Source organism: Methylocystis sp. SB2 (assembly GCF_049817085.1).
GTDB classification, from domain to species: domain Bacteria; phylum Pseudomonadota; class Alphaproteobacteria; order Rhizobiales; family Beijerinckiaceae; genus Methylocystis; species Methylocystis rosea.
The window spans coordinates 640220-666344 of the sequence record NZ_CP187401.1 but is presented as its reverse complement, the minus strand read 5'-3'; the positions used below and the strand labels follow the sequence as shown (position 1 = coordinate 666344).

Here is a 26125-nt window from a genome sequence, read left to right as displayed (position 1 = left end):
CAGTCATTTGGGGCGGAAAATAAGAAGGCTAGACCTTGGAAATTGAATCCGACCGGGCCATCTAAGTTGCCAAGCTTGGGAGATTCGAGGGGGCTGGCTATAGGCCGGAGGCGAATGCTTTTGAATACACCGCTGTCCACTCGGCATTATCGCTCGCGCTTGCCGGATCGAATTGCATCTTATCGCCAAGCACTTCGTCACGCGCGGCAGCGCGCTCTATAGTCCTAGACGTCATACCGGTTGCATCCGCTGTCGGAGAAGCGAACGACAAATTGAAACTCGTTTTGCGAGCTGAAGATGCGTTAGCCACCACCTTCGTTAGGGGATTGATCTCTTCAGCGGTGAGGTTCGCTCGAGTTTAGTGAAAGTGGGCGCCGCGGCGATCGGCAAAAAGTAGGCGTCAGGAGGGAGCCATGACCAAGATCGTTTACGAAATTGTCGAGCACGACGGTGGTTAGGCCTATCGAGTCGACGGGGTGTATTCCGAAACTTTTGCGTCGCATGACTTGGCTCGCCAAGCAGCGGAACGTGCAGCGAAGGAGCAACTCGTTCCAGGAGTTACGACGGATATTTCTTACGAAAGCAAAGATGGTCGTTGGCGCGAAGAAGAGTCGCCAGGCGGCGATCGGCCCGAGACCGACGTCGAGGGCTAACGAATTTGTCATCATCGCTGCTTTATTGGATACGAAGTGGCGAGGGCGCTTTCGCCTAGCGAGGCAAAACCAACCAATGTTGACGAACCTGCCGCCACGATGGGCCAACATTCAGGCTCGATCCGCGCGTCGGCAAGTTTCAGTTCCTGACGTGAGAGCGCAGCAGGACAACCCCGTCGCTCACTCCCGGTACACTCCGGCGAGGTCAGTCGGAAGTGGGATGAAGCGAAACTCGGCCGCGTTTGGTCAGATCTTTCTCCTCGTCGAGGTCGCGGTCCCGCGCCATAACACACCTGCGAGTTGACAACGACGACCGCCAGGCTGGCGCTCACCCGGCCGCCGCAACGTTGGGCTTGTAGCCGCGCGCCACAAGCGCGATCAGCGCGTGCTCCCGAACAACCGTATCACTCCTCGTCTTCGAGCGTAACCGCAACTTCGCTATTCGCCGAGAGGCGCACGCGATCCCCCTCGACGTCAGCGATCAAACCGATATCGATGTAATGATGCCGACCCTTAACCTCGCCGCCCTCAACACGACCAGCTTTCGTCAGCTTGAGACGATGGCTTTCGATGCGATCTACGGTTCCGATATGAACGCCATCGGCCCCGACGACTTCCATATGCTCTTTCACCTGTGACATGTCCATGTAAGCCTCCTCTTCGAATAAAACGCGCGATCGAAGTAGATTGTTCACACCGAAATGATGCGCCGACCCGCGCGTTATTTCGGTGGGCCGCAAGGGCACTGCCTTAGGCGGAAATCGCAGGCAATCGCAGGCAGCCCTGCATAATAGAGGTAGTTCTCGTCACGGTGCGGGCCCAAAAAGTCATCCGCGGCAACGCTTAAAACAGCTCCGGCCCACCGCGTGCTCCACCATCCATGTTTCGTTGCATCGTGTCCGAAGCGCAGCTCATCGATTGCCAATCTCCCCGCCGAGTACGGCTGAGTGTGGACCACATCTTCTTGATGATGCAGGGGCGAAAAAGACAACACTTCGAACGATCCGTGATGGCCGCGGCGTGGATGGTCGCCGCCAGTTCCGAGTCATGGCGCGCCATGGCGCGTCGCACTCATTTCTGACGCCGGCGTCAATGTTTGCCGTCGCGTGGACCATCTCATTGTTACGCCCTACAATCTTCCCGACGGCTGCATGGCGGTGTTCTGCCCCCTGAAAAGTGATCCTCCGTGAAGTATGGCTTTTGAGCCTATGAGGAGGATTTGAGATGGGCAGGAAACGGCACAAGCCCGAGGAGATTGTCGCGAAGCTTCGTCAGGTCGACGTGCTGACGACGCAAGGGCAGTCGCGGAGGCCATTCGATCGATAGGCGTTACGGAAGTGACGTATTACCGCTGGCGCCAGGAATATGGCGGGCTGAAGAGCGACCAGGTCAAGCGGCTGAAGGATCTCGAGCAGGAGAACGCCCGGCTTCGCAAGGCGGTGTCTGATCTGACGCTTGAGAAGCTGATCCTTAAGGAGGCCGCGTCGGGAAACTTTTAAGCCCCGCCCGCCGTCGCGCCTGCGTTGAGCGCGCAAGGGAGGCGTTCGGCGTGTCTGAACGCTTCGCCTGCCGCGTGCTCGGCCAACATCGTTCGACGCAACGTAAGATCGCCAGGACGCCAGATGACGAAGCGGCTCTGACCGCCGACATCATCGCGCTCGCCCTCCAATATGGGCGGTATGGCTATCGGCGCATCGCGGCGTTGCTGCACGACGCCGGCTGGGCGGTGAACCTCAAGCGCGTCGAGCGGATCTGGCGGCGGGAGGGGCTGAAGGTCCCAGCAAAGCAGCCCAAGCGAAAGCGACTGTGGCTGAACGACGGATCATGCATTCGGTTACGGCCGGAACATCCGAACCATATTTGGTCCTACGACTTCGTCGAAGACCGAACACATGACGGACGCAAATATCGCATGTTGAACATCATCGATGAGTTTACGCGTGAATGCCTGGCCATCCGGATCAATCGCAAGCTTAACTCGACGGACGTCATCGACCTGCTGTCCGATCTGTTCATTCTGCGCGGCGTTCCTGGCCATGTCCGCTCATACAATGGCCCCGAGTTCATCGCCAAAGCCGTGCAGGATTGGATAACCGCTGTCGGCGCCAGGACCGCTTACATCGAGCCAGGCAGTCCATGGGAGAATGGCTATTGCGAGAGCTTCAACTCGAAGCTTCGTGACGAACTGCTAAACGGCGAGATCTTCTACTCGCTCAAGAAAGCGCGGATCGTCATCGAAAGCTGGCGGCGTCACTACAATGAGATCAGGCCGCATTCCTCATTGGGATACAAGCCTCCAGCCCCAGCAGTTCTGTTCCCCCCGCGCCCGGCTGCGCTACCTCAACCAGCTGCGCCGGGCGCTCAGCCGCTGGTCCAAATGCCGCTCTTAAACTAACATCCGAATTGGATCACCCGATGGGGGCCGACCAATTATCGGCACCGCATCGATCGGCTTGTTGTCGAAGCAGGTCGCGCGGGCTGAATTGCTGCGCCGCGGCCTCCTGGCAACGTCGACGGCAGACGCCGCCGCTGAGGCCGTCTGACAGGTTTCAAAGCTCGGGGCAGCGCGGAGGAAACCCGACTGTCCACGCACAAGGCGGAAGCCGCAGCGCACAGAGGATGGTGAGGGTGGCGGGGGTGGCGTGTTTTCCCAGCGCGCGCCCCCTAACAGAAGCTCGCCGCCGTATTCTAGAACAGCGTAATCAGAGCGATGCCGGCGGTCATGAACGCCCCGCCGAGCGCGCGTTGCAGACTTAGCGCGTGCCGGTCCATGCCAAACCAGCCGAAGTGATCGATGACGAGGGACATCAAAAGGTTCGCTGTTATCAGCCAAGCAGCGAAAGGCCCTGCGCCCACCCTGTTGACGAAGACGAGGCCAGCTACAACGGCGAAAGCTCCGACGACCCCGCCGAGCGGCGCCCACCAGGGCATGTTCTCCAGGCCCTCGAGCGTCGGCATCGGACGCGGAAAGCACAACCAGATACAGACCAAAAGCGCCACCATCGGCAAGAAGGACACGAGGCTCGCCAGCCACGGATTTGTGAGCGCGTTGCGCAACGCGCCGTTCATTGGCGGTCCCCAAGCCTGCAGAGCGCCGGCGACGGCGATCAACGGAAAAAGCCAGTAACCACTTCCCTGCATGTCCATATCCTTCATACTGCTTACCAGGTCATAACGACATGCCGCCGATGGTGACGCCGGCGAAGCGCGCTGCACGGTTAGCGAAGGAGAAAGGCGCGCACGAGGGGCTGGCACTATTAATTCGCAGTCGGCGCGACTTCAACGGGGGCAATGCCTTTCGATTTGAACCCGAGACTTTTAGCCGCCGTGGGAGAGACGTCGATGACCCGGTCGCGTTTGAATGGCCCGCGATCATTTACCGTGACGACGACCGAACGATGGTTGCGCAGATTGGTCACTCGCGCGCGCGTCCAATCAGCTTTGGGGCCCATAATGGGAAGGTCCACAGATAGTCGGAGGACGCGAAGCCCATCGGGCGACGACGCCATGGACGTCGACGAAGCGGTCGCGGCTGGTCTACATTCGGCCCTACATTCGTCGGCACTCTGTCCGATAACGATGCGAAGACACTCGGGAACGCAATACTTTGCGGCTCGAGGGCCGAACACAATGGATCACAACAAAACATCGATCGAACGAGCGTTCGAGCTGGCTCGCTCCGGAGCATTCAAGAGAGTTGCGGAGCTTGTCGCTCACCTCGATGGGGAAGGATATGACGGCCGCCAAATTCACGGGCGCGCTCTCCGAAAGCAGCTCGGCGACCTGATCAAAGAGGCGAATGGTCATGCTCGAAACGCGCGCAGCGATGAGCGCCATCATTCCTGAGTCAAAACGCCCCTCTGATCGCGTTTCGCCGTTGCGGCTGCGCTGGTAGCGCCGCCACCTCAAAACGCGCTCAGCGCCCCGCCCTGGGCTGCCGGCAGGGGGTCAATCGACGCGCCGATTCACAATTTACAAAGCTAACATCACGCGTTGGTGTCGCGGCCCGCAATATCGCGACGACGCAGATCTTTACGGATGAGCGGCCGATCGAGCGGCGTTCGAGCGGTCAGCCAGTTGAGGGCCTGCGATGTCGCGTCGACTTGATCGTCGTGCGTCGAATTTGGAAAACCGAGCAGCTCATTCAAATAGGTCGCGAGCCAGGGCGCCGATTCAGGCAGATGGACCTGCCCGGCTTCGAAACGCGCCGCTTGCGCCAGAAGCCTAGCGAGCTTGTCTCGATCAGGCCGTTGCGCGATGGCCCGCAAATGACCGGTTCGGTAGAGATCCTGGGCCAACGCCCGGCCGAGTTCCGTATCCTCGATTAACGTCGCGCTGGCGTTGTGGCGTTCGTGCAGTTGAATAATCGCCCGCCGCAGCTCTGGGGCTTCGAGCCTAGCCCGGTAAACATCGAGGAGATAAAAATCGAGGCCCACGGCTCCCCAAACGGCGCCCACCGACCAATCGCTGGTCTCAGATAGCGTCGACGCCGTGTCCCATGAAACCACGACGCGGTCGAAGAGGGCAGGGGGGACCGCGTAATAGCGTAGCCAGTCTCGTTTGATCACGTTGCCGCCCATGGGAACGGGCGCTTGCTGATACTGCGCCGAGAAGTTCATGCTGCCCTGGGCGCGGCGAATGTCTTCGAGAATATTCATAGGTTCGCGCATTTCGTGCAAAACCTCGCCGGCGTGCCGAACATAAATGTCGTCAGGGCGATCGCTTAATCGAAACGCCTTGTCCTCGGCGGCGATCGCCGGGATCGAGACGACCTCCCATACGTCGGGCTCGAGGTCGAGAAGACGGCCGACGAGGTCATCTTGATGCAGTCTTTGCATGACAATCACGATGGCCCCGTTCTGCTTATCGTCGAGACGTGTGCAGAGCGTGCCGATATAGAAATCCCAGACACGCCGACGTTCCGCCTCGGAGAGCGCGTCCAGCGCCTTGATCGGATCGTCGATGACGATCAAATCGCCGCCACGACCCAGAATGGCGCCGCCGATCCCCGAGGCAAAACGAAAGCCCTTGGCGCTGGTGACATATTCGTGGCGAGGTTGGACCGATGAGCGCGGCTGTAGGGCTGGGAAGAGCGCGCGATACCAGTCGCTCTCCATCACGTTGCGCGTATCGATGGCGAGCTTCTTAGCGAGCTCATCGGCGTAGGAGACCGCAATGATGCGCTTCGTTGGATCGCGCCCAAGCATCCAGGCGGTGAAGGCGACGCTGACGGTGATCGATTTCATCGACCGGGGAGGGACATTGATAATGAGACGCTTGATCTTGCCGCTGGCGACTTGCGAGAGCCGCCAGCAGATATGGTCGATGTGCCAATTGTGATGATAAGCCTTGCCGGGCTCGAGCGTGCGAAAGGTCTTTTCGACGAAAGAGGGCAGATGTTGCCGGTAGAGTGCGCGAGCGACGCGGGCGAGATCAGTCATCCTCGCCCTCCTGATCGCTGCGGGGTTGCGCGCATTCATCCTCGACTAAGTCAGGCTTCTTGCACTGTCGCTTGTGGAAAGGTTTAGGCTCCCGATCGGCGAGGACGCGCTGAAGGATCGTAATATCCTCCTCGCTCGTCTCGACTTTCTGATCGTCCCCGTTTGCTACGAGCAAAAGAGTGCTGCGATCGAGGATCGTCGTGATTGCGCGCATATCGCCTTTCAACCCGCCATCGACGAGACGCATGCAAATCGCTTCCAGAGACGAGATTTCGCGCTTTTCTCCTTCGATCGTGACGATGATCGGCCTCTCGAGTGCGGCCTGGAAGGCTTGCTGCAAGTCGACGCTGCGCTTCTTCTTGCCGCCGGGATTTCCGGAGATGCCTTTGGGCCAGCGGCTGTGCATGGGCGGCTTCCCCCTGCCTACGCTGTACTCTCCGCCTTTCGGAGGATTCTTCGGCTTCGCCATGATCGCCACCGTCAAGCAGAGGGAAGGCGCTTGCGGGGTCGCACAGGTCTTGGCGGCGTCGCGCTATCGCCTACAGCGACGCGATTGGGGCCTTCATCGCGAGCATTTGTGCGACGAGAGGCTTCTTCGGCGAAGGAGAGCCCGCTGTCTGCATGGCGCGCCCGCTCGCCGGACCATTCTTCCCAACGACGAATGGCAACGTCCACATATTTGGGTTCTAACTCGATGGCGCAGGCGCGTCGCCCGATCTTAGCGGCGGCAATAATCGTCGTTCCCGATCCAGAGAATGGATCAATGACGAGGTCGTTGCGATCCGAAACGTCGCGGATCGCATCAGCGATCATCGCGCAATTTTTTACGGTCGGATGGTCAGCAAGCTGTTGTTGCCGATCGCGTCCGAATCCCGCGAGTCCGTGGTAATTCCAGACGTTGGTTCGGCATCGACCGTGTCGGCCGAGCTCGACGCGATTTTTGTGCGGCGCGCCACTTTTTTTCAATACAAACACGAGCTCATGTTGGGAGCGGTATAAACTGCCCATTCCGCCCGAGCCTTTGTTCCAGACGCACACGTTTAATAAAGAGAGGCTAGTCGCTCGGGCCGCGTCGAGGATTTCACGCTGGTGGCGCCAGTCCATGAAGACATGGAGGATCGCGCCAGGGAGGAGAGAGGCTGACGTCGTTCGCAGAAATTCCGTGAGGAAGTCCGTGAACTCCGCCTCGGTCATCTCGCCTGAAGCCATTGCGAATTCTGGGTGGACGATCTTGCCAAGTCCACTCACATGGCCGGCGATTTTGACGTTGTAGGGCGGATCGCAAATCGCCAATTGCGCCAAAGCGCCGTTTGTAGCGCGTTCGTAAACTTTCTCATCGCGCGCGTCGCCGCAAATCAAGCGGTGCTTGCCGAGCAACCAGAGATCTCCGGGTCGCGAAACTGGAGCGTCAGGAGGCTCCATTTCGAAGATATCGTCCGGATCGGGCGTTTCGCCGCTCTTCGTCGACTCGATCAATTGATCGATTTCGGCGAATGAAAATCCGGTCACCTCCGGTTCGAAATTCAGCGCGCATTCCGCGTCGATTTCGATTAGGCTCGAGAATTCGATGGCCAGGATTTTTTCATCCCAGCCTGACAATTCCGCGAGGCGATTGTCCGCGATTCGGAGAGCACGTTTTTGCGCCTCATCCAGATGATCGACTAGAATTACTGGGATTTGCGGAAGCTTTAGAAGTTTTGCGGCCGCCAACCGTCCGTGGCCAGCGATCAACTTGCCTTCGGTGTCAACGAGAAGGGGGCTGACAAAGCCGAAAGCTTTGATGCATTCGGCGATTCGATTGATTTGATTGGCGGAATGCGACCGCGGATTTTTCGCATATACACGGAGATCGACCGGGTCGACGTACGAGACCTTAAGGGCTAGTTCGGGTGCGAGTTGGATCTGCTGCCCAGTCAGTTGTGGCGTACAACCGTCGTAGTTACGCGAAGCTGAATTGACGGCGGGCGCCGTCTGCGATTTCGATAGAAAAGTACGGAAGTTGGGCTCGCTCATCATGCGGTCCTCGGAGCAAGGTCACGGAAATCCGCCGCGTTTCACACGACGGGGCTTCCGCCTGTGCTGCTCCGAAAGGCGCTGCCCATAGGCGATGACAGCAATGTATCTCGCAAATTTGCCGCGTCAACTCCCTTCGTGAAAACCAATATTGAAGCCGGGGAAATTCTATCCGTGGGTCGCCAGCGAATGCATATGGGCGGATAGCCGGGTATTTGCTCAGCGTTGGAAACCACCGCATGCAAACTCGGCTGAGCATCTCATGGATCGATCGCACAATAGCGATTCTGAAGCTCGCCGATCAATCCGTCTCGGGAACAATTACAAACAGCCCCATAGAGCCCACGAAGGGCCCTATTTGGCCCCCGGGAGCCATAAGGTCGGAGGCTGCGGGAGTGAAAATTCGGTTCGCTCCGTGTTGGGCAGCCACCGATCCCGCGTGTCACATTGATTCCCTATTGGATTGCGCCGAAAAATTCTCCAGCCTTGTGAAGACGGCTTCCTGCGTTTTCGAAGCTGGATTTCGGAGGCGACAGTCGCCAAGCTTGTAGGGGCATTCAAAGGGCGTGAATGATGCGAGCGCGCTCAAAAACGCGCCGACTTTAGGCAAAGAGTTCTCGATCAGTGATCTTGCGACGGTCTGTGAAGTCTTCAGCCCACCAGGGCAACTCGCCCGGGGCTGACGGCCGTTCAGCTTGAGCGTTTCACCTTTCTTTTTCGCGCCGGCCTGACGAGCGACGCGGAGGAGGATTTGAGATGGGCAGGAAGCGGCATAAGTCTCAATTCGCTTGCAATAGTGGCCCCCTGACGGGCGATTTTCACGTCCAATAGCGACCCCTTACCGACGTTTTGTCAGCGTCCTTCCTTTCGGCCTTTGATGGCCGGGAAGGTCCGAAGGGGATGATTGGCGTGGACAAGATCGGCGAGATAAGGCGCGCCTATTTCGAGCAGGAGCGGACGATCAAAAAGATCGTGCGCACGCTTTCTGTGTGGCGCGCGACGGTGCGCAAGGTCATTCGGGGCGGCAAGACGGAGTTCAATTACGCGCTGGAGGTTCAGCCGGCGCCCAAGCTCGGCGCATGGGTCGAGGTTCTGACGGAATTTTTGAAGAAGGAAGCGAAGCTGCCGAGGCGGGAACGCCGCTCGACGCAGCGGCTGTTAGAGGAGCTACGCGGGCGCGGCTATGACGGAAGTGTTGGGCCACGTATTCCGAGCCTTTAACAGCATCGTTGAATGCTGCCGCTAGCCGCCTTCCCAACGGGCTAAGCTCCATCACCTCAATCGATTGTATTTCTTCTGCAAGGTCTCCGGTGTCGACTTCCGCCTCGTCATCTACCTCGCCGACATCGGTTTTGAACACGCCTAAATTGATCAATGATGCCTTGTACGCTGCTCCAAACTGGCCTTCGGCCGCTTTGAGGTGCCGCCAGCTGGCAAGCTCGTAAGTCGAGAGATTTCTTTTCGCCTGATCTACCGCTTTCTCGGACCCACCCAGCGAACCGCCGACACATGCTGCGCCCTCATGGTGCAGCACAGCTCCGAGCACCATCGCTTTTTCACGATTGAGAGCGCCCTCGACGCGGCCCCGATCGCCGCTTTTCGCGTGCTCGTGATCTGCGTAATCCTGAAACGCCCACGGGAAGAACGAATAGTAGCGTGCGCGCGGGGTGATCGAGGTAATGCAGTGGAACAGCTCAGCAGCAAGTCTAGCCGAAACTCGCAAATTCAGTCCCAACGGATCTGCTGCGCTGGCTGTTGGGAGCTCCTTATTCCAGTGGAGGAGTCTTACAGCGTCGGATGGCTTTGAAATTTCGAACATCGCGCTTCCAATTGCTCCCATGAAATATAACAGATCAACTCATTGTGTCCGCTCCTGCCACGGATATCCCGCAGAAGCCAGTGCATGGAAGATATCGACCCACACGCCTTTCGCCGACCAGCGCACGAAGCGATTGTAAAGCGTCTTGCGCGGGCCATAGGCGTCAGGCGCATCAATCCAGCGCCCGCCCGATTTGAGCACATGCACGATCCCGCTGATCACTCTTCGATCATCGACTCGAGGCTTGCCTCGTGTGTCGGTCGGCAGAAGCGGTTCCAGCCGTGCGAACTGAGTATCGGTCAGCCAAAAAAAATCGCGAATCATGAGCCGCCTCCTTTCGGAAGCCATGAATCATGAACGCCCGCTGTTGGGAATCTTTATGGGTCCTGAGCCTAAGCTGGCGGCATGATCGCATTGATGCACTCCGGGTTCGCTGTGTTGACAGCACCGGGTCGGGCGTCGAATAATTTGAGACAGTTGGCGGCGCGATTTGACGGTGGCCGCGGACCATCTGACGATAAGTTTATGCGGCGGCCATTTGGTGTTGCAAGCGTCGATTTTATGCGCAATCAGTCGCTCGTCCCGCCTGTCCGTCTTGATGGGCGAGGCTTTTGCGAAGGCATTCTTCTGGCGGACTTCAACGCAGACGACGGGAAGCCCGCATTCGGCCCGCGGAAAAGCCGGTCGCCAAAGGACCTGCCTCGAGGCCGATGCGACCGATAATGCCGTCGATTTCTTCAATGCATCGACGGCATCGTCAACCTAACGGGAGCAATCGCGCAACGAAGGGGCATTCGAGATTGGCTGGCGTCATGCGGCGAGGCGGGTGTTTGTGATCTCGTTCCAGGTCTCAAAGGCTCGAGCGCGCGCAGCGCGATGATCGTCGAAGCGGGTTGTAGGCGGGACGCTATCGAGTTGGGAGGCTTCGCGCAGCAGAGAGGCTCACGTCATTTTTTTCTCATTTCAGGAGGGGCGCGAAGCCCACTCTTGGCGGCAATCATGCAGAAACAAGATCGAAACACATTGTTGCGATAGAGCCCTACATGAACGCGGAAAATATGGGACGCGCTGACGTGATGCAGGTGCTTGGAGGTAACGATGAGACAAACGCCAACTGCGCATTCGCGAGTTGCACTTTCGCGGGCAGCTGTCGAATGCTTTGACGCTGCCGCCAACAATCTAAGAGTTCGTTTTAGAAATGAGGTTGTTGCAGCATTACCAGCTTTAGCGCGGCGGCGGCTCGAAAAGGAGTGGCGGAGCCTCGTTTGCTGCGACGTGGATAGTATTCCACCGCTGGTTCATGCTTGTCTTTTGGGCGGCGAACGGTGCGTTCAAAGTTTAGTCAGAATGGACTACATAGGCACAGCTGACTCACATTTCCAAAAATGTGTGACCGGCACAGTGGACGACATTATCGCGCGCCTCGGTGTCGAGTACGTGCACTCTTTACCATTGACTCTTGCGCATCGGAGACCCTAACTCCCCATCCTGGCTCACGATTGAATCGCTTCAACGAATTGTGGCGCTGCGATCTGCTCAATCAACGCCTCATCGTTGTCGCCGACGCCCGAGCGGTTCACCCGAGGAGATACGATCCACTCCTGCAATGCATCCTCGGGCGGAGCGCGCAGTAACGGACCGGGATCGCCGCCGGCCAGCCAAGCGTTCGTATCATTCCAATCGATAATGACCGGCATACGATCGTGAAAGCGCGACATCCATTCGTTCGCCGGACCGACAATGATCGTCGCCGAGTCGACCCGAGCGTCGCTCTCAGGATCGCGCCATGTCTCCCAAAGCCCGGCGAACGCCAGCGGCGCGCAGCTTGGCGCGCTGAAATTGTGGGGCGTCTTGGAGCCGGCTTTGCCCGTCCATTCATAGAAGCCCGACGCCGGAATAACGGAGCGGCGCGATTTGAGCGCTGAACGAAACATCGGCTTCTCACCGACCTTCTCAGCTCGAGCGTTGAACGTCGAGGGGAGCTCGCTCAGCGGTTTTTTCCACCATGATGGCAAAAGTCCCCAGCGCATCGGCGCAAGCTCATTGCCGCCGCCGCAGGCCGAATGACTTCGATCTGCGTTGTAGGCGCGATCTTGTAGCGCGGCGCAAGTTGCGCGGCTGACCGATCAGGTCGGCGAGCCGACAAAACTCATCCCAAGAGAGATGGAGGTGAAGCGTCGCACATTGAGCTCGGAGCATACGTAGACCCGATATCGTAAGCCACCTGTCCTACTTTTGCGGCTCAGCGCTTTCGATAGCGTTGGGCCGCTTTTTTATGGCCTTAGAGGAGTCTGTTTTTGGATTGACGTCCTCGTAATCGGCAACACTCTGACGCCGGCTGTCTAGATCGGGCGGCGGGACTTCGAGCCTTCGGTCCTGCCACCCGTGGAGCAGTTTTCTTTAGAACCCAAGCGGACCGCGTCGAAAAGGCGCGGGCAGCCCGTTCGTAGATTGGGAACGGTTAGCGCCCGTCAAGAATTAGATCATCGAAAGTGGAGGATCTGATTGTGTTGATGGTCAAAATGAACGGGGGGCAGCGCTTGCCCGGCACTACGAAGGTCGCGACGATATCTGACTACTTGCGAGCGATCTTCGCTGGCGTCGCCGCCGAGCCTCTGCCAGCCGCAATGGAGCAGCTTCTGCGGCAAATTGCGCTGAGGATTGCATCGCAGGAGATCGAAGCTTGACCAAGAGGGGGACCGCCCCACGTGGCTAGGTAGAACCTTCCGTTTCACTCTACTCTGCGACTCGCAAGGCGGCTTTGCTTCGAAGGGCAAGGCCGCCTTCTTCATATTGTAGGCTTTCTGGCGTCTCCGGACGCCGTATGCTAGGTTCCACGCTATTGAGAGGGGTTTCTTAGTTGGTCAGAGGTGCGTGGGATGACGCGTCTCGTTCTTATTGACACAAAGAATTGCATCCGCGGCGACACCGCGACCTTAGCCGCCCATTCCCTCGAATGGGCTTATGCGTCAGCCTGCGGCAATGGCAATGTCGCGGAACTGGCTACAGTCGCTGCCCGCATATTAGATGCAAAACTCGGCGAGAATAGCCGAGCCTATTCATTCTCGACGTTCGCCACAAAGGGCGATTCGGACGGCTATTTTGTTTTCGAATGCGACCTCGTCGCCGATCGCGCGCCGCCGCCCCTGGCTGAAGACGCCGGTGCAGAAGCGATTGCCGCAGTTATGACGTCGTGTTTTTATGTTGGCTACGTTTAGAGAGAGCGATTGACGATGGGTTCTTCCGCGCTGGCAGGATGGTCCTGATCAAGCTTTTGCTCCAATTCGCTCACCAGGTATTGAAGCCTTGGCGGCAACGGCTCAGAAACAATCTTCGCGAGCTTGAATTGCAGCTGCTGCCCGATTTTTTCGAGTGCGGCGCGCGCCGCGCCGTCAAGCTCGCGAGCCGCCGCGACTCGCCATTCGTCCGGCTTTGTGTCTGCCATGAAATATCCGCCCTCGGTGCCAACGGCTCCGTGGCGGATTTGTTCCGAAGAAACATTTGGCGTCTTAAATTTTCGCGAAGAAGGACCTCCTCAAAAGACGGCGAGTTTGCGAAAGAAGGAGCGCAATAAATGAGCCGCTGCTCCGGCCCCCAAGTCACGAGATCCCAAGCCTATGATTCCCTTTCGGCGCGCCGTCAACGGCACCGCGGCTGGTAATCAGACCGTTTTCTTGATTAGTGCATTCTTTATGAGGCCGTAGGCCGCGGTGACGATTGCGCCGGTGATGCCACCGCCAGCCAAGTTGCCAAGCATTACGCCGATATCGAGTCCGCCGGTGCTGGCCGCATTGCTGAGCGCGGGGATCAAACCCTGAAGGATCGTTCCACCAATGCCGCCTCCAGCGGCGCCCGTGATCGTCTTAGCGAGAGGGCTGAGGTCCAAGTTCTTTAGAAATCCGCCAGCCGCGTTTCCGCCAATGGCTCCTGCCACAATTTGGATGATGAGATTTATGATCGTTCCGGACATGACAATCTCCCGTTCAACCCGCTGCTCTCGCCAAACCAGAGAGATGTAGGGCGGCCGATGAGAACGAGACAGGCCGGGCGTTACGGCTGAAAAAAAGCCCGCGGCTTTCCCGGCTGTGCGCAAGGTGGCTAACGATGGTCTCCCGTCAAGCCCATTATTGCTGCCCGCCGATTTCTTGCCAATAAGGCCGAGCGCTATAATGCTGATGCACGCGAGTCTCCCACTCACGATCCATCCAGCTTTCGTCCGTGTAGTCCGGCGCACTCTCGACCAAGTCCTGGGTGACATCCGCGAAGTATCCACGACAGTCTCTGTCGTATTTCAGCGATGTCCAAGGCAATGGATGATGGCCGGGATGCAGGCACATGAAGCCGCAAAATTCGACGACCGCGTAAAGAACTCGGCCCGATTCCATATCAATCATGAAATTCGATCTTGCCGATTTCCTTGCCACTCTTGTCGTAAACGGCCGCGCCATCGATGTGCTGGCTCGATATCAGGTTGATTTTCGGATTTGAGGCTGCAGTCGCCATTGCGCTCTCCTATGCGTAGGACGCCGCCCGCCGCCTTCCAGCAACACTCCTTCTCACGCTCTTTGAGACGGATCGGGCGCCTCGTATCAAAGGCAAAGGCCAGCGGCGCCATTCACACCGTAAACGCATGACCCTTGCAATGTTCCTGGACCGCCGCCTTCGAACAGCCGAGAGCACGATGCTCGCAAAGATGTGCGTAAGAGACCGTTGCCTCGGCACTAAAGCTCCGCATCTTACTTCCTAAAAGGGTGAGCCAAGGAGGCGAAGATGTTCAAAAAGATTCTTGCTGCGATCGATCTCACTGAATCTGAGATGACCAAGCAGGCGATCGACAAAGCAGCGGCGCTCGCCAAGGCTTTCAATAGCGAACTCAGGCTGGTCAATGTGCAGACGCTGATTCCCATCGCCTTCCTCGACTACGTCAAGGGAAATTTCGAAAAGGATATTCAGCAAGGCCTTGAGAAGGAGATCGCGGCCTTAGCGGCTAGCATTGCTCATCCGACCGGCCGAATCTCGACTGTTGTGTTGTTCGGTCCCGTCTATCAGAAGGTTCTGGCGGAGGCCGAGGAGTGGGGCGCAGAAGTCGTCGTCGTAGGCTCCCACCGCCCAGGAATGGATCGGTTTCTCATTGGCTCGAACGCCGGCGCCATCGTATACCACGCAAAATGCTCAGTGCTCGTCGTGCGGCAGTAGCAGCTACGGGGTGCAGGATAGCCCAACCGCAACAAAGGGCGAGCAATGCCATGACCGATCGACGCCCATACAACGGCGCTAGGTAGCCATAACCGCCATGGATGCCGACAAGACAACAATTGAGCGAGCGTTCGAACTTGCTCGCTCCGGAGATTGCAGAAGGGTCGGCGATATCGTCGCACGCCTTGACCGCGAAGGATACGACGGGCGTCAGATCCAAGGTTCCGTTCTAAAGAAGCAGCTTGCGCGCCGGATCGAAGAGGCGCGGAAAGCTGACGACGGGCGAGGCTCGAAGCCAGCGGATGAACCCTAAAAACCCCGCGGCTCTGAAACGCGGACAAGTAGTTGACAGGAGTCGCTAGAGAGGCGACGCCGGCCAGATAGCGTCGAGGCAAGCGTGGCAGGCCGAGCGCCGCAAGGACCCATACGATGACCGAAACTGAGAAGCTAATACGAGGAATAGAATCGCTGCGTGAGACTATCCGGCGCGAGTGGTTCAACATCAGGCTGGATACTCTGACGCATGATGACCGAGTCGTCATTCGAGAGCATATCGAACGCTGCCACGCCGATCTGAAAATCCTGCTGGATCGGCTATGGAATTTGGATGACGGAAATTCGAATTAGCCGCCCTATTGTCGGTTCAATTCGGCTCATAACGCCTTAATTGACCAAAGGCGTCTGCAATCAGGCTTCGATCCGAGGGCGAGACCTGAGAAAAACGTGGAAGGAGCCCGTATGCATCAGGATTTAATCGACGAGGCCTTTCGCGCCGCCAATAGAATGGCCGCCGATCGCGGGATAAGCCTCGACGGAACTGCGCTGATGCGGGCTGTGCTTGCTGTCGCCGGGGAAGGCGAGGGGCAGAACGAGCCTGAGGAAATTGCAGAGGATGCGGCTGTCGCACAAGAGTTTTCCTGAAATTTGAATTAGGAGGCAGGCGCTCTTAATGCCGGGCTGCTAGAGTTCCGCCGCCGCTTGCGCGTCAAGACTCATCGGACACTGGATTTGTGCGGGAGCCTCTCCCGCATTCATAAGGAGCTATCCAATGAAAAAGATTGCGATACTTCTGGATTGTCTCATTGCATCGACAACCGCTTCCGTTGCTGGAATCTTCGATCATTCGTGGCAGACGGCCCGTGATGGTTCAAGCTGTGGTAGCCGCGCAGCCGACCAAAGAAGCGGAGGGCGCTAAGCAGGGCTTGTTCCTGGCTTGAGTGAGAAGCGGTGACGGTCAGGTTTCAATTTTGATCTCGTTGCCGTCATCGTCCTCATAGGAGCCGGCAGGCGAAAATTCACGGTCCTAGTCGTTCGCTTAAAGTCGGACTGTCCCGAAGGCCGAGTGGCCGCAGACTCCGGCGAATTCGATTGCCGAACGCTCGCGCAACAAACGCCAATCCTGAAGCAATGGATTGCGGACCACGAGCCTTAACTGAGCGTCGAGTGTCCTTGCGACGACGTGCCTAATTGAAATTCGGTGCGCCTGCGCGCACAAATTCGCGCATGATCCGCGCACCGATTGCGAACGCTGTGATCGCATCCATTGTCGTCGCCGAGATTTTGGGCGGCATGATGCTCTTGCTTGGGCACTGACCCGACCGTGGATGTAACGACGGGCGTTTTTTTGCGATCAGCCCAGCTTTGACGCCAGCACGTCAACTTTCTCGATTTTCGGCGGCAGCGAGAAAAGCTCCGGCGCCTTTGCCATGAGCGCCTTTGCGACCTCCCCCGCAAGATGAGCGTCTCTGCCAACTTCGTCATGGAAGACGTCAAAAATGCCGAAAGTGGTGGATGACACTCGGATCGCGAACCACGAGACTGTGCCCGGCTCTGCTTCCACGAGCGGCAGCGCCGATTTCAAGAACGCCGCAACCTCGTGCTCCTTGCCGATCTTCGCTTCCAGCGTCGCCAAGATGCCAAACTTTACCATTGCGACCTCCTTGGGAACTATGGCCTCCGGGCGGTCAGTTTGCACCTTTCGAGGCATTTTGCACGACGGTTGATTCTTGGGTCGCGCAACCATCAGGGAACCAATAGTCTGTCGATACTCGAAAAGCCTAAACAGACGACGGCCGGAGGCGTCAATGAATGCGCCCGATTTAAACCAAGCGACGGGCGAACCCGTCCGCGGAGGCGAGGGCGCGGCTCATCAGCCTGCCCTTGAGAGCTACGATGTCACCGCCGCGCTGAATCTTGTGTCGGAAACGGCGGCGGCGATCAAAGCATTCGATGAGCAGGCAGCTCAAGCGCTGATGCGCGCTCGTGAAGTCGCCGATGCGGTGAAGGAAGAGCTGGGCCGCGCAGAGCTGCGCGCCGAACGCGCCGAGACGATGCTGCGCTTGGCCGAGGCACAAATCGAGCAAATGTTGGCCGCCGCCGAACAGGCGGACAACGAGCTTGAGCTCCTGCGGTCACAACTTGCCGCCAAGACGGCAGAGTATGCCGCATCAGAGCGGCGCGGAGACGACGCAGAGGCCGCGATTGAGCGCATCGTGGCTGTGATCCGGGCGCAGCTTCCCGCCAAATTGAACGTTCCGTCAGAATAAGTCGTCGTCGCTCATGTAGGCTTAGCGGCCGCCGTCAACGCTCTCGCGATTTGTCTGCGCGACAGCTAAGCGTCGGCGCCAAAGTGGCGATTGACGAGTCTGCGGCGGCTTGGATCGTCTCCGTTCGCGCCTTAGCTCCAAAAAGAAAACTCCGCCCGGCTTTCGCCGGACGGAGCCGACGGGGGTTCATGGCCACGCTCGTCAGAGCGGCGGAAGCGGACTGCGTTTGAGGCGGCCCGCTAAGGCCATTTCATTACGCGCTCACTCTGGCGGCGCTTTGAAGCCGAACCCGCTTGGTGAACCAGGCGCAGGCGCCAATGCCGACTGTGCCCGCGCGTGATCCTGTGAGATCCAATGCGTGCGGCCGTTTAGTAGCCATGACGGCGGATAACACGGCGCGTCTGCCGACGGGCGGACCTGCGCCAGACGCCACCGGCAATCACAGCCTGAACAACAAGGCCGTCGGAATTGGAAATCACGGCGCTCGATGGAACCGTCACAGGGGCAGCATCAGCCATCGGCTCATAACCGAAAAGCAACGACACGCTAATCACGAGTCCCAGAATTTTATAGCGAGTCATCGATATCCTCCCTCGTGCTTCTTGACCAACAATTTCAAAAAAGTGGCGACACATCCTCTTCCGCTTTGATCCCTGTGGCAATAAGGAATTCGCGCACTTCCGATGGCGCTAAGCAGACTCCGACCGCCTTGTTGTTCAGGCTCAGATCATCGTGTTGCCCGCCATCCAAGCTCCAGCGTCGCGCCAATCTAGGATCACCGGCATTCGAGCGAAAGCGCGGCATCCAATCGCTGGCGCGACCGGCGATGGTCGTCCCGAGTCGACTATCGCTATTTCCAGTGCACGCAGCGGCGCTGGCCCAAGCCGTGGGTCGAGCTAAAACGCCGAGTCCATTTTATGCACCGCTTGCCCTCAGGTGGGTGGACTGCTGCGCCTGGCCTAATTCTGCCGGCCTTCTGGACGAAAGACGTCGACCCAAAATCTTCCGGCGGGAGCGAGGGACGCATAGGTCCCGCCGAAACTGACGTAGTCGCTGCAATGAAAAATGCTCCGCAAAGAGCCACGAACAAAGCGGTCTTCAAACTCCTGCTCATTTTTTCCTCCCGTAATTTCAAGTCTACGCTGAAAAGGTAGATCGCCGCGGTGCTGCGTCTACTTCCCCCGGACCGAATGCAGCGCGTCCGGTCGACGTCGGGTTGACGCTTGCGGTGCGCCCGATACGGCGGCACAGATGCTGAGTGAAGCGATCGCACATGCCTTCGACTTTCACTCTCGCAGCGCATTGTAGCCGTCTTTGAAGCCATCAAGAGCGAATATGTGGCGAAGTCCCTCGCCGGGATTGACCTAGATTGTTATTAGCAAATTTTTGTCGTTGAGCATCTTGCTCATCAGGTCGTTGCTGATCGGGCCCTCAGCAGCACAGGTAATCTGCGTGCATCTGAAGAATTGTAGCTTCGAAAATTCAGTCTCGTCGACTTTGATCCCCACGCCTTCTAGCAAGAGAGTTCCCGGCGGCGCGAAAAATTGAATCTCTCCGTTGGGCATGCCCGGCGTTTTTTTGATAGCCACCATTAAGCCGACATTCGGCTATTCCTCCGACATCGCCTTTTGGACCAACGCGCCTTGACGTTAGTTGTTGACGGCGAGCACTGCGTTTCCCAAGCGCCAAATTTTGATGTTTCAGGCGGCTGCGCTAGCGCGGCGCCCGCTAAAAAATGAGCGAACGGCAGACAGGCGAGAACACTAAACAATGACCTTCTACTGCATTGCAGTGGAGAGCCTTGTTATTCACATGCGCAGCCTGCGCACCCAAGCGTCGCGCTAACAATCGCTTGTCCGATACGACGGTCAATCCGGCAGGACCTGAACCTCCCTAGCGCCGCATTCCGGCAAACGAAACGCCGGCTCTTCGGCAGGTCGATAAAGACGAAGCACGCGGGCGCTCCCCTGTGGACCGTGCGGTCAAATTCACGGGCTTCGCAACTTTTGCTGGGCGCTTCCCAAATTCTCCTTTCGTTAAATGAGCAATGAACGGCGCCCTCAGCAACGGTTCAGCCGCTCTGGGTGACATTGCGGGCGTGGATCGAGACGAGGTCTCGACACGGGCCAAGCCCAGGAGTTATCCATGACCCGCATTGCTCTTCTTGCCGCTGCTTTGATCGTTTCCGCGCCCGCTCTGGCCGAGACGACGTCCGCAATGAAGCGTGTCGCGCCGAGCGTTGCCCAGGCGCCTATCGCGAAAACGGCAACCGAGTCGCAGCGGCTCGACCTCAATTCCGCCACTCTCGACCAGCTTACGATGGTTAACGGTCTCAACAAGCACCTCGCCGAGGCGATCGTGAAGGGGCGTCCCTTCAAGAGCGTGGACGACCTCGCAACGAAGAAGATTCTTTCCGTGGATGTCTTCAGTGAGGTCAAGGACCATTTCATCGTTCGCTGATCAACTTGCGCAGCATAAGACGCCTCCGAGCCCGGTCAGCGATGGCCGGGCTTTTTTGTGCGCCGCCGCGAGCCCCACATCGGGAAAATTTGCTCAGCCCTCGACCTTGATCACCAATTTATTGGTCCGCGCGTCTGTGACCACGACATTGGCCACTCGATTCGTCTCTTTGACCTGCTGGGCGACTGCAACAGCGTCGCGGACGTCATAGAACCGGTCGTGCAAAACCTTGTCGACGCGGACTTCAAAGGGACATTCGACGAGCTTTATCGGCGTAATGCGTTCATAATCTGCGATGAGGACACGGCCAGAGCGTTCAGTTGGATCGTTAGGCCTATACGGCCATCCTATGAACATGCACGTCGTGGCCTCCATTGTTTTGCATGGCGTACATGGCGGCGCGTTCATGTTCTTCGGTCCGGGTTCGCGCCCACAGCAACAGCCCGCCGCGCGCTAATTGCGCCTGCACCCAATTGCGCTGACGACGTCGAATGAATGCGCCGATGCCCAGGCCAATCACGCTGGCGGCCATGCCAGCGCCAATGCCCGCAAAGATCGCCTCGGCAAAACTGCCGTAGATAGTCCAAACGGCGATCGCGCCAGCAATGGCGCCGACGTAGAAGAGCAGGCCGATGAGCGCAGCTTTGCCTTCATTAAGCGACTCGGCTTCGATGTAGGAAATGCGAGGAATATCGCTGTCCTCGATTTCGACCGAGCGTTTCGATCCAATCTTTTCGCGCGTCTTCGCGTCTTCGGTGAGCAGGCTGATTTCGGATCTGTCGAATCCGTGAGTCATCAAATGGTCAATGGCGGACTGCAGCTTATCAAGCGAGTCGAACAGGCCTACGACTTCGGTAAATTCGCGAGGCTGTTCGAGCGCAGTCGTTTCATTCGATTCCATGGCGTTCCTCCCGAAACTCAATGCTCTGAATCGAAGCCGGCCTCTGCGCGCCCTTGCCCATCTGAGCGGGCATTCGCCGTGTGGCCGTCGTATCAAATATCAGCATGCCCCCGCTTGGCGCTTTCGACAAGGCCAAGTGCTAGAGGTGCTCTGGCGAAGAGCTAGAGGCTGCGCCGGCGACGCGCCCGGCGTGAACGTCGGCGATCGTGGGAGGGGCAGGGTACACGGTCGAAGCTTACCAAAGTCCGCTGCTGTTCGCCGACGCTTATCGGGCAAATGTTGGGCACAGAAGTTGAATTAGCTGCTCTATCGATCACAAGTCTTTGATTTTATTGGCGCCACGGTCGATAAAGATGGGCAATATTGCTTTGCAGTGGCGCGATGACAGGGCGCGCTCCTGCGCGGAAAATTTTCCGGCTGCCCGACCGGCGCGCCGATTCCGCCCCTTTTCAACTCGGACAGCGTTCATAGTATTGTGGGCTCGCATCCAGGCTGTTTGAACGGAGCGTGCGCCGCACAAGCAGTTAGTCCCTGACTCCAATAGCAGCTTCATCCCAATCAAGGCCTGTTCCGGCGACAGCGGGTATATGCAACATGCCGTCTACGACCTCATAGGGCTGCTTCAGGATTGGATTGACCCAATTCTGCCACTCAAGCCAATGCGACGTTTCTGAAACCCGCATAACGTGGGCGCCGACCTCTGGATAGAGGTGCGTAGAAATGGGCGCCCCGAACGCCGCCGCAATGGCTGCCGATTTTAGCCAGCCGGTTACGCCGCCGATCCTCATGAAGTCTGGCATTACGAGGTCGCACGCCTTCATTTGAAGCGCACGGTGCAGATCCCGATGACCGTAGAAATTTTCTCCTATCTGCAACGGCGTTTTCAGTTGCGAAGCGAGGCGCGCATATCCATCCAGATTGTCGTAAACGATGGGTTCCTCGATCCAATCCAGGCCCAAGCTGTCGACCGATTGGCATCTCACGAGCGCTTCAGCAAGATCGAGCCCTTGATTAAAATCCGCCATCAAATGAACATCGGGGCCACCTGCAGCGCGCACCGCCTCGATCGCGCGCAAATCCTGATCTGCGGTTGCGCGGCCTAGCCGGATTTTCAGTCCGGCGAATCCTCCTTCTTGGATGAGTCTCGCTGCTTCCTCGCCTAACTGCGCTGGATCGCTCAGCCAAAGACCGTTGCTGTTATATGCCTTCACCGGCCCAACTGTTCCGCCGAGGAGCACGCACAAGGGTAGAGTCGCGGCCTTCGCCAAGGCGTCCCACGCCGCCATATCGAGGCCCGAAACGGCGATCATGCTCAATCCCTGATAGCCAACGAAATGGAGAGACTTGCGGGTCAGCTCGAATATCTCGGTCGGCGCGACGGCATGACCCACGAGAAGTTCGCCAAAGTCCTCCAAGGCGGCAACGATGTATTTCATCGCCTTTGCCGTGTACGGTTCAAGGTAGCTTCGCCCAACGATTCCTTCGTTTGTGAACAGATCGATGAGGATCACGGGCCAGTCGGAGATCGTCGCTATTCTGGCGACGATCGGGCGTTCCAATTTGAGGATCAAGGGCCGCGCCCTGATGCTTTTGATTGTCAGTCGGCCAATTGTCATTCCAAGACTCACATATCAGCGTATTGCGCTTCGCCGTTCCCGAACGACCAGTTGTCCCTAGGAACCTCGACGAGGCTGATGAAGACGTCCTCAACGCGAAGTCCCAGGCGGGAATGAAGTTCTTTTGCCACCGCTCGATAAAAAGATTTCTTCTGCTCGACCGACCGACCTGCATTGAGCGTGATCTGGATGAACACGCAGTCCTGCGTGCGTTTGATTCCAAGGTAATTCTCGTCGGCAATGAGGGCGTGTTGTGGATGTTCGGCGATCACCTGGAAGCGGTCGTCCTTGGGAACCTTCAAGACCTCGATCATCGCGTGATAGACGACATCGCCGATGCCGCGACAATATTCGAGGGGTTTGCCTTCGATGAGATCGATACGCACGAGCGGCATTTGATCTCTCCTATTTCGGCGATGCGAATCGAGCGCACGCTTCAATGCGGGATCGCTTCTTGGAACGGGCGCCCCGAGGTTCGTCGGGACGCACGCGCGCGCCGCAGGCGCGCTTGTCAGGCCGCGTCCTCGATCTGGTCCAGCAGTTGAATGAGACGCATCACCTGTTGCAGCAAAATTCCGCCGACGCCAAGGGCAAACCAAACGCCCGTGACGAAGCCCCAATGAATCGGCGCTGCGAAGAACTCCTCGCGAAACCAGAAGGTGTGGCCCCACTCGTTAAATCCTACGCTAACGAAGATCATGAACGGACCGACGACCGCAAGCGTCAGAGGGAGAGAAATCGCATTGGCGTAAAGCGGCAGGCGCGTCCTCGCGTACAACCACGCCGAGCCGCCCATGAGGATGTAGAAGGGAAAGTTGAAGTAGAACTCAATGATGTGGTTGGCGGTGAAAGGCGTGTCGCGGACGGAAACCTGATGCCAGGAATTGTCCTGCTCCGCAAAATAGCTGCCGGCCCAATAAACCGCGAATGTGTAGATGCTGATCCACATCGTCAGCGTGAAGTAGCGCGTAATCTCCTCCTTTGGCGTAATCTTGTCGAGGTTTCGGTCGCGGGTGAACCAAAGATAGCCCCACAGCGTCGGAAACACGATCAACAGAAACGCGCCTTCGAGGTAGAGCAATCGCATCCAATGAACGTCGAACGCGGGATCGGAAGAATCTAGGCCGGTCGAAATAGCATAAGCGCCCTGATACATCCTAAAGCCGACGTAGATGACGGTCATCACGGCGAAGGTCAGGAGATATTTCGGTAGGTCTCTCAGATACCAGGGCAGATTGAAAGGCGCTTGCGAGGTGGATTGGGAGATGGTTTGCGCGGTGGTGCTCATGGCCGCTCCTTTGGTTGGCCTGAATTTTTTTTCGCGCGCGCCACGTTCTTTGCCCGGGCGCGCGAACGTCAGTAGAATTTCGGGATAACCGGAGCGGACACGCTGGAGACATAGCGTCGGCCCGCGTTGTCATAGAGGAAGAGTAAGCCTCCCATCCGCGTATCCGCGTCGCGGATCAGGCCATCGAGCCTCTCCCGCTGCCAAAGCGAATCCTCGGCCGTGATGCGGATTGTTCTCGTCTCGCCCGGCGCAATGGGATCGGCCGTGTCGATGCTCAGCCCTTCGCGTGCAGCCAAAGCGGCGCCCTCGTCCTGTGGCGGCTGGACAACCGCGGGGTTAAGGAAGCGCACATTCGCGGTCGCGAACTCGCCAACCCGGACGGGATGGTCGGAGCCGTTATGAAGCAGCGCGGTCATGATCATTGCTCGAGCAGGCACATTGTATTCGGCGCGCTGAATCTTGACCTGCACCGCTCCGACGTCGACGGCGGGCGGAAGCGGATCGATCTGATCCATTGCGGCTTGCAGAGGGATGGCGTTTGGATATTTTAGATCCGTTACGAAGTTCGCGCCGAATACGATCATCGGAACTGCGAAGATGATCGCCGCGCCAATCTTCCGGTCGAGCGGGGAGATAAGGCTCGTCTCTTGGCCGGCATGCAGCAATTTATAGCGTGGAATAAACAGCGGACGCCTGACCCACCACAGTAGCCACGCCGAACCGAGCGCGATCCAGAAGCCGTGCCAGGCGACGCCATTCGCGAGCCCGTATGTCTCCATGTCGATCACGCTGCCATCAAGCGTCTTGATCTGGTTAGTGAATGCGGAGGCATCGCCCTCGACTTCCATCCATTGGCCCGGGCCCACGACGGAGCCCGCATCATGCAGATTGACGAAAGGATGAAGATGAAAGCGACCAGGAATCCTGGCCTTCATCACAATCTTGAACTCATAGTCGCCGCCGAGTTTCAAAGCGGAGGAGCTGACGGACGATTGTCCGTTGAGGTAACGCTCGGTCCGAATGAAGACTGGCCCCGGAGCGGAGACATTCAGATAGGTCGCGTCCGGTTGCACCACCCCGCGCGGCCAGTCCGCGTTGACGTGGAACTTACCGGTGATGACAACCTCTTCATTGACATTGAGCTTCGCCTTCGACCACGCCACATCGTACCATTGGATCGTACGCATGCGGACGAAAGGCTCCAGGGCCTTTTCGCCATGGGCGAGCGCGGCTTCGGGAGCAAGTGCTCCGGCGCATAATCCGAGGCAAGCGGCGCTGAAGAGAGTCTTGAGTGACTTTTTCATCTCGTTTTCTCTCCCTCAGATATTCTTGACGTATTTTGTCGTCGCAAATGCTTTTCCCAGATACCACCAGAGCGGATACATCAGGGTGCACAGCAGCGCCGAACAAAACGCCGACAACGGCGTTGCATATTGGCCGTAGGTTCGCAGCGTTCCACGCTCGATGATGCGAAGATATTCAGGCGTCCCCGCGCGGATGTATTGAAAGCCGAAGAGGTCGGCCACGGTGAGCTGTGCGCCGCCATACTCCACCGGCACATGAAACATGCCGAAAATCGGCCAATTGGTCGGGTAGAAAAGCAGTGCGAAAGCCATGCCGCCAAAGATGCTGGTGACAGTCAGACTGTTGCTCAACATCAAAATTGCGTCGAGGACGAGGGCGCTCGGCAACATCGTGGCTGGCAAGACTTCGTTTATCGGGAAAAAGTTCCACATGTGATAGGCGAAGAAGCGCGTGATCCATGTGCCGATCAGCAAGCATGAGATGCAAAGCGTCGCTCCAAGCGGCAACCTGAAGTTTGGCCAAAGCACGGCCTGTACCGCCGCGGGGAAGGTGATCATCATCAGGGGAGTGATGAGCGGCCACCATTGCCGATCCTTCCAGTCTTGCCAGAAGTCCCAGTCGCCGACAGTCAGCGCAACGTGCAAGTGGAAAGAGCCAATGAAAAGGAATAACGCGAGCACCAGGATCAGATAATCATAGGCGCGGCTGAGTCTCGCCTTTTCCCCTGTATATGGCCGTGCTGGAATATCCAGGGATTTGCCAGTCATGCGGTCCTCCACGAAGGTTAGCTCGCTTGCGACTCCTTCCCGAACGGCGGCCAGAATGGCGAACGACGAGATTGCGCAACTCTCGGCAAGCCTAGGGAGCGCAAGGCGCCGCGTGAAATG

At 57.9% G+C, this 26125-nt stretch carries 28 protein-coding genes and 2 pseudogenes; 9 read left to right on the top strand and 21 right to left on the bottom strand.

What is annotated here, in order from left to right; all coding sequences use genetic code 11:
• Window positions 1-1057: 1057 nt before the first annotated feature.
• Window positions 1058-1294, bottom strand: coding sequence for a DUF2171 domain-containing protein (locus ACPS74_RS03425; protein WP_370646340.1), 237 nt, complete (start codon window positions 1292-1294; stop codon window positions 1058-1060).
• A gap of 583 nt (window positions 1295-1877) precedes the next feature.
• Between ACPS74_RS03425 and ACPS74_RS03420 the strand changes: the two are divergent.
• A pseudogene (locus ACPS74_RS03420) lies at window positions 1878-3048 on the top strand (IS3 family transposase).
• A 293-nt stretch (window positions 3049-3341) separates the two neighbouring features.
• Here ACPS74_RS03420 and ACPS74_RS03415 read toward each other — a convergent pair.
• The 5 genes from ACPS74_RS03415 to ACPS74_RS03395 form a co-directional block, all read right to left on the bottom strand.
• Window positions 3342-3794, bottom strand: a complete 453-nt coding sequence (locus ACPS74_RS03415; protein ID WP_029651998.1) for a DMT family transporter — start codon at window positions 3792-3794, stop codon at window positions 3342-3344.
• A 116-nt stretch (window positions 3795-3910) separates the two neighbouring features.
• Window positions 3911-4105 carry an RlpA-like double-psi beta-barrel domain-containing protein gene (locus tag ACPS74_RS03410; protein ID WP_036242363.1) on the bottom strand — a complete coding sequence of 65 codons (195 nt, stop codon included), beginning with the start codon at window positions 4103-4105 and terminating at the stop codon, window positions 3911-3913.
• Window positions 4106-4639: 534 nt separating this feature from the next.
• Window positions 4640-6094: a phage terminase large subunit gene (terL, locus tag ACPS74_RS03405; protein WP_239754392.1), complete on the bottom strand. Its 1455-nt coding sequence runs from the start codon at window positions 6092-6094 to the stop codon at window positions 4640-4642.
• Window positions 6087-6500, bottom strand: coding sequence for a DUF5681 domain-containing protein (locus ACPS74_RS03400; RefSeq protein WP_239754400.1), 414 nt, complete (start codon window positions 6498-6500; stop codon window positions 6087-6089). Before ACPS74_RS03400 ends, terL begins: the two co-directional genes overlap by 8 nt.
• Window positions 6501-6574: 74 nt before the next feature.
• Window positions 6575-8110: a site-specific DNA-methyltransferase gene (locus ACPS74_RS03395; protein WP_202968007.1), complete on the bottom strand. Its 1536-nt coding sequence runs from the start codon at window positions 8108-8110 to the stop codon at window positions 6575-6577.
• Window positions 8111-9016: 906 nt separating this feature from the next.
• Between ACPS74_RS03395 and ACPS74_RS03390 the strand changes: the two genes are divergently transcribed.
• Window positions 9017-9328, top strand: a complete 312-nt coding sequence (locus ACPS74_RS03390; RefSeq protein ID WP_162231975.1) for a hypothetical protein — start codon at window positions 9017-9019, stop codon at window positions 9326-9328.
• Between the two features lie 658 nt (window positions 9329-9986).
• Here the strand turns inward: ACPS74_RS03390 and ACPS74_RS03385 are convergent.
• Both ACPS74_RS03385 and ACPS74_RS03380 read right to left on the bottom strand, forming a co-directional pair.
• Window positions 9987-10250, bottom strand: a pseudogene (locus ACPS74_RS03385) (transposase); the annotation flags it as partial.
• Window positions 10251-11419: 1169 nt separating this feature from the next.
• Window positions 11420-11956: an SOS response-associated peptidase gene (locus tag ACPS74_RS03380; protein ID WP_239754404.1), complete on the bottom strand. Its 537-nt coding sequence runs from the start codon at window positions 11954-11956 to the stop codon at window positions 11420-11422.
• Between the two features lie 462 nt (window positions 11957-12418).
• Here ACPS74_RS03380 and ACPS74_RS03375 point away from each other — a divergent pair, with 462 nt between their 5' ends.
• Together ACPS74_RS03375 and ACPS74_RS03370 are read left to right on the top strand one after the other, a co-directional pair.
• On the top strand, window positions 12419-12613 hold the full coding sequence (locus ACPS74_RS03375) for a hypothetical protein (RefSeq protein WP_029650652.1): 195 nt from the start codon (window positions 12419-12421) through the stop codon (window positions 12611-12613).
• A gap of 192 nt (window positions 12614-12805) precedes the next feature.
• Window positions 12806-13144, top strand: coding sequence for a hypothetical protein (locus ACPS74_RS03370; protein ID WP_029650650.1), 339 nt, complete (start codon window positions 12806-12808; stop codon window positions 13142-13144).
• Here ACPS74_RS03370 and ACPS74_RS03365 read toward each other — a convergent pair.
• The 3 genes from ACPS74_RS03365 to ACPS74_RS03355 form a co-directional block, all read right to left on the bottom strand.
• Complete coding sequence (locus ACPS74_RS03365; protein WP_029650648.1) at window positions 13141-13371, bottom strand: hypothetical protein; 231 nt, start codon at window positions 13369-13371, stop codon at window positions 13141-13143. The two genes, ACPS74_RS03370 and ACPS74_RS03365, sit on opposite strands and share 4 nt — an antisense overlap.
• Window positions 13372-13587: 216 nt before the next feature.
• Window positions 13588-13896 (bottom strand): hypothetical protein, encoded by a 309-nt coding sequence (locus ACPS74_RS03360; RefSeq protein ID WP_029650647.1) that lies wholly within the window; start codon window positions 13894-13896, stop codon window positions 13588-13590.
• Window positions 13897-14050: 154 nt separating this feature from the next.
• Window positions 14051-14320 carry a PRC-barrel domain-containing protein gene (locus tag ACPS74_RS03355; RefSeq protein WP_239754412.1) on the bottom strand — a complete coding sequence of 90 codons (270 nt, stop codon included), beginning with the start codon at window positions 14318-14320 and terminating at the stop codon, window positions 14051-14053.
• A 376-nt stretch (window positions 14321-14696) separates the two neighbouring features.
• Between ACPS74_RS03355 and ACPS74_RS03350 the strand changes: the two genes are divergently transcribed.
• From ACPS74_RS03350 to ACPS74_RS03340, 3 genes are all read left to right on the top strand, one after another.
• Window positions 14697-15122 (top strand): universal stress protein, encoded by a 426-nt coding sequence (locus tag ACPS74_RS03350; RefSeq protein ID WP_029650646.1) that lies wholly within the window; start codon window positions 14697-14699, stop codon window positions 15120-15122.
• A gap of 429 nt (window positions 15123-15551) precedes the next feature.
• Window positions 15552-15749, top strand: coding sequence for a hypothetical protein (locus ACPS74_RS03345; protein WP_029650641.1), 198 nt, complete (start codon window positions 15552-15554; stop codon window positions 15747-15749).
• A gap of 111 nt (window positions 15750-15860) precedes the next feature.
• Window positions 15861-16043, top strand: a complete 183-nt coding sequence (locus tag ACPS74_RS03340) for a hypothetical protein (RefSeq protein WP_157055256.1) — start codon at window positions 15861-15863, stop codon at window positions 16041-16043.
• 709 nt (window positions 16044-16752) lie between these two features.
• On the opposite strand, the gene ACPS74_RS03335 is transcribed toward ACPS74_RS03340, so the two are convergent.
• Window positions 16753-17052 (bottom strand): putative quinol monooxygenase, encoded by a 300-nt coding sequence (locus tag ACPS74_RS03335; protein ID WP_109026458.1) that lies wholly within the window; start codon window positions 17050-17052, stop codon window positions 16753-16755.
• A gap of 154 nt (window positions 17053-17206) precedes the next feature.
• On the opposite strand from ACPS74_RS03335, the gene ACPS74_RS03330 reads away from it, so the two are divergent.
• Window positions 17207-17668 (top strand): ABC transporter permease, encoded by a 462-nt coding sequence (locus ACPS74_RS03330; RefSeq protein WP_239754414.1) that lies wholly within the window; start codon window positions 17207-17209, stop codon window positions 17666-17668.
• A 368-nt stretch (window positions 17669-18036) separates the two neighbouring features.
• Here ACPS74_RS03330 and ACPS74_RS03325 read toward each other — a convergent pair whose 3' ends face one another.
• Together ACPS74_RS03325 and ACPS74_RS03320 are read right to left on the bottom strand one after the other, a co-directional pair.
• Window positions 18037-18249 (bottom strand): hypothetical protein, encoded by a 213-nt coding sequence (locus ACPS74_RS03325; protein ID WP_157055298.1) that lies wholly within the window; start codon window positions 18247-18249, stop codon window positions 18037-18039.
• Window positions 18250-19032: 783 nt separating this feature from the next.
• Window positions 19033-19260, bottom strand: coding sequence for an invasion associated locus B family protein (locus ACPS74_RS03320; protein ID WP_029651877.1), 228 nt, complete (start codon window positions 19258-19260; stop codon window positions 19033-19035).
• A 553-nt stretch (window positions 19261-19813) separates the two neighbouring features.
• Here ACPS74_RS03320 and ACPS74_RS03315 point away from each other — a divergent pair.
• Window positions 19814-20128 (top strand): ComEA family DNA-binding protein, encoded by a 315-nt coding sequence (locus ACPS74_RS03315; RefSeq protein WP_029651878.1) that lies wholly within the window; start codon window positions 19814-19816, stop codon window positions 20126-20128.
• A gap of 93 nt (window positions 20129-20221) precedes the next feature.
• Here the strand turns inward: ACPS74_RS03315 and ACPS74_RS03310 are convergent, their stop codons facing one another.
• From ACPS74_RS03310 to amoA, 7 genes are all read right to left on the bottom strand, one after another.
• Entirely contained in the window at window positions 20222-20485 is a 264-nt protein-coding gene (locus tag ACPS74_RS03310; RefSeq protein WP_029651879.1) for a hypothetical protein, read from the bottom strand.
• Window positions 20463-21029, bottom strand: a complete 567-nt coding sequence (locus ACPS74_RS03305) for a hypothetical protein (protein ID WP_029651880.1) — start codon at window positions 21027-21029, stop codon at window positions 20463-20465. Before ACPS74_RS03305 ends, ACPS74_RS03310 begins: the two co-directional genes overlap by 23 nt.
• A 524-nt stretch (window positions 21030-21553) precedes the next feature.
• Window positions 21554-22600, bottom strand: a complete 1047-nt coding sequence (locus ACPS74_RS03300) for an enolase C-terminal domain-like protein (RefSeq protein ID WP_239754416.1) — start codon at window positions 22598-22600, stop codon at window positions 21554-21556.
• 53 nt (window positions 22601-22653) lie between these two features.
• Window positions 22654-23040 carry a tautomerase family protein gene (locus tag ACPS74_RS03295; RefSeq protein WP_029651882.1) on the bottom strand — a complete coding sequence of 129 codons (387 nt, stop codon included), beginning with the start codon at window positions 23038-23040 and terminating at the stop codon, window positions 22654-22656.
• 116 nt (window positions 23041-23156) lie between these two features.
• Window positions 23157-23933: a bacterial ammonia monooxygenase, subunit AmoC gene (gene amoC / locus ACPS74_RS03290; protein WP_029651883.1), complete on the bottom strand. Its 777-nt coding sequence runs from the start codon at window positions 23931-23933 to the stop codon at window positions 23157-23159.
• A 68-nt stretch (window positions 23934-24001) separates the two neighbouring features.
• Window positions 24002-25237 (bottom strand): bacterial ammonia monooxygenase, subunit AmoB, encoded by a 1236-nt coding sequence (gene amoB, locus ACPS74_RS03285; RefSeq protein WP_029651884.1) that lies wholly within the window; start codon window positions 25235-25237, stop codon window positions 24002-24004.
• Window positions 25238-25252: 15 nt separating this feature from the next.
• Window positions 25253-26005, bottom strand: coding sequence for a bacterial ammonia monooxygenase, subunit AmoA (gene amoA / locus ACPS74_RS03280; RefSeq protein WP_029651885.1), 753 nt, complete (start codon window positions 26003-26005; stop codon window positions 25253-25255).
• Window positions 26006-26125: the final 120 nt, after the last annotated feature.

Bases quoted from the DNA above. Each gene is read 5' to 3' on its own strand.
- ACPS74_RS03425 (WP_370646340.1), bottom strand. From the start codon at position 1,294: ATGTCACAGGTGAAAGAGCATATGGAAGTCGTCGGGGCCGATGGCGTT.
- ACPS74_RS03415 (WP_029651998.1), bottom strand. From the start codon at position 3,794: ATGCAGGGAAGTGGTTACTGGCTTTTTCCGTTGATCGCCGTCGCCGGC.
- ACPS74_RS03410 (WP_036242363.1), bottom strand. From the start codon at position 4,105: ATGGGCCCCAAAGCTGATTGGACGCGCGCGCGAGTGACCAATCTGCGC.
- terL (WP_239754392.1), bottom strand. From the start codon at position 6,094: ATGACTGATCTCGCCCGCGTCGCTCGCGCACTCTACCGGCAACATCTG.
- ACPS74_RS03400 (WP_239754400.1), bottom strand. From the start codon at position 6,500: ATGCACAGCCGCTGGCCCAAAGGCATCTCCGGAAATCCCGGCGGCAAG.
- ACPS74_RS03395 (WP_202968007.1), bottom strand. From the start codon at position 8,110: ATGATGAGCGAGCCCAACTTCCGTACTTTTCTATCGAAATCGCAGACG.
- ACPS74_RS03380 (WP_239754404.1), bottom strand. From the start codon at position 11,956: ATGCGCTGGGGACTTTTGCCATCATGGTGGAAAAAACCGCTGAGCGAG.
- ACPS74_RS03370 (WP_029650650.1), top strand. From the start codon at position 12,806: ATGACGCGTCTCGTTCTTATTGACACAAAGAATTGCATCCGCGGCGAC.
- ACPS74_RS03365 (WP_029650648.1), bottom strand. From the start codon at position 13,371: ATGGCAGACACAAAGCCGGACGAATGGCGAGTCGCGGCGGCTCGCGAG.
- ACPS74_RS03360 (WP_029650647.1), bottom strand. From the start codon at position 13,896: ATGTCCGGAACGATCATAAATCTCATCATCCAAATTGTGGCAGGAGCC.
- ACPS74_RS03355 (WP_239754412.1), bottom strand. From the start codon at position 14,320: ATGATTGATATGGAATCGGGCCGAGTTCTTTACGCGGTCGTCGAATTT.
- ACPS74_RS03350 (WP_029650646.1), top strand. From the start codon at position 14,697: ATGTTCAAAAAGATTCTTGCTGCGATCGATCTCACTGAATCTGAGATG.
- ACPS74_RS03345 (WP_029650641.1), top strand. From the start codon at position 15,552: ATGACCGAAACTGAGAAGCTAATACGAGGAATAGAATCGCTGCGTGAG.
- ACPS74_RS03340 (WP_157055256.1), top strand. From the start codon at position 15,861: ATGCATCAGGATTTAATCGACGAGGCCTTTCGCGCCGCCAATAGAATG.
- ACPS74_RS03335 (WP_109026458.1), bottom strand. From the start codon at position 17,052: ATGGTAAAGTTTGGCATCTTGGCGACGCTGGAAGCGAAGATCGGCAAG.
- ACPS74_RS03330 (WP_239754414.1), top strand. From the start codon at position 17,207: ATGAATGCGCCCGATTTAAACCAAGCGACGGGCGAACCCGTCCGCGGA.
- ACPS74_RS03325 (WP_157055298.1), bottom strand. From the start codon at position 18,249: ATGACTCGCTATAAAATTCTGGGACTCGTGATTAGCGTGTCGTTGCTT.
- ACPS74_RS03320 (WP_029651877.1), bottom strand. From the start codon at position 19,260: ATGGTGGCTATCAAAAAAACGCCGGGCATGCCCAACGGAGAGATTCAA.
- ACPS74_RS03315 (WP_029651878.1), top strand. From the start codon at position 19,814: ATGACCCGCATTGCTCTTCTTGCCGCTGCTTTGATCGTTTCCGCGCCC.
- ACPS74_RS03310 (WP_029651879.1), bottom strand. From the start codon at position 20,485: ATGTTCATAGGATGGCCGTATAGGCCTAACGATCCAACTGAACGCTCT.
- ACPS74_RS03305 (WP_029651880.1), bottom strand. From the start codon at position 21,029: ATGGAATCGAATGAAACGACTGCGCTCGAACAGCCTCGCGAATTTACC.
- ACPS74_RS03295 (WP_029651882.1), bottom strand. From the start codon at position 23,040: ATGCCGCTCGTGCGTATCGATCTCATCGAAGGCAAACCCCTCGAATAT.
- amoC (WP_029651883.1), bottom strand. From the start codon at position 23,933: ATGAGCACCACCGCGCAAACCATCTCCCAATCCACCTCGCAAGCGCCT.
- amoB (WP_029651884.1), bottom strand. From the start codon at position 25,237: ATGAAAAAGTCACTCAAGACTCTCTTCAGCGCCGCTTGCCTCGGATTA.
- amoA (WP_029651885.1), bottom strand. From the start codon at position 26,005: ATGACTGGCAAATCCCTGGATATTCCAGCACGGCCATATACAGGGGAA.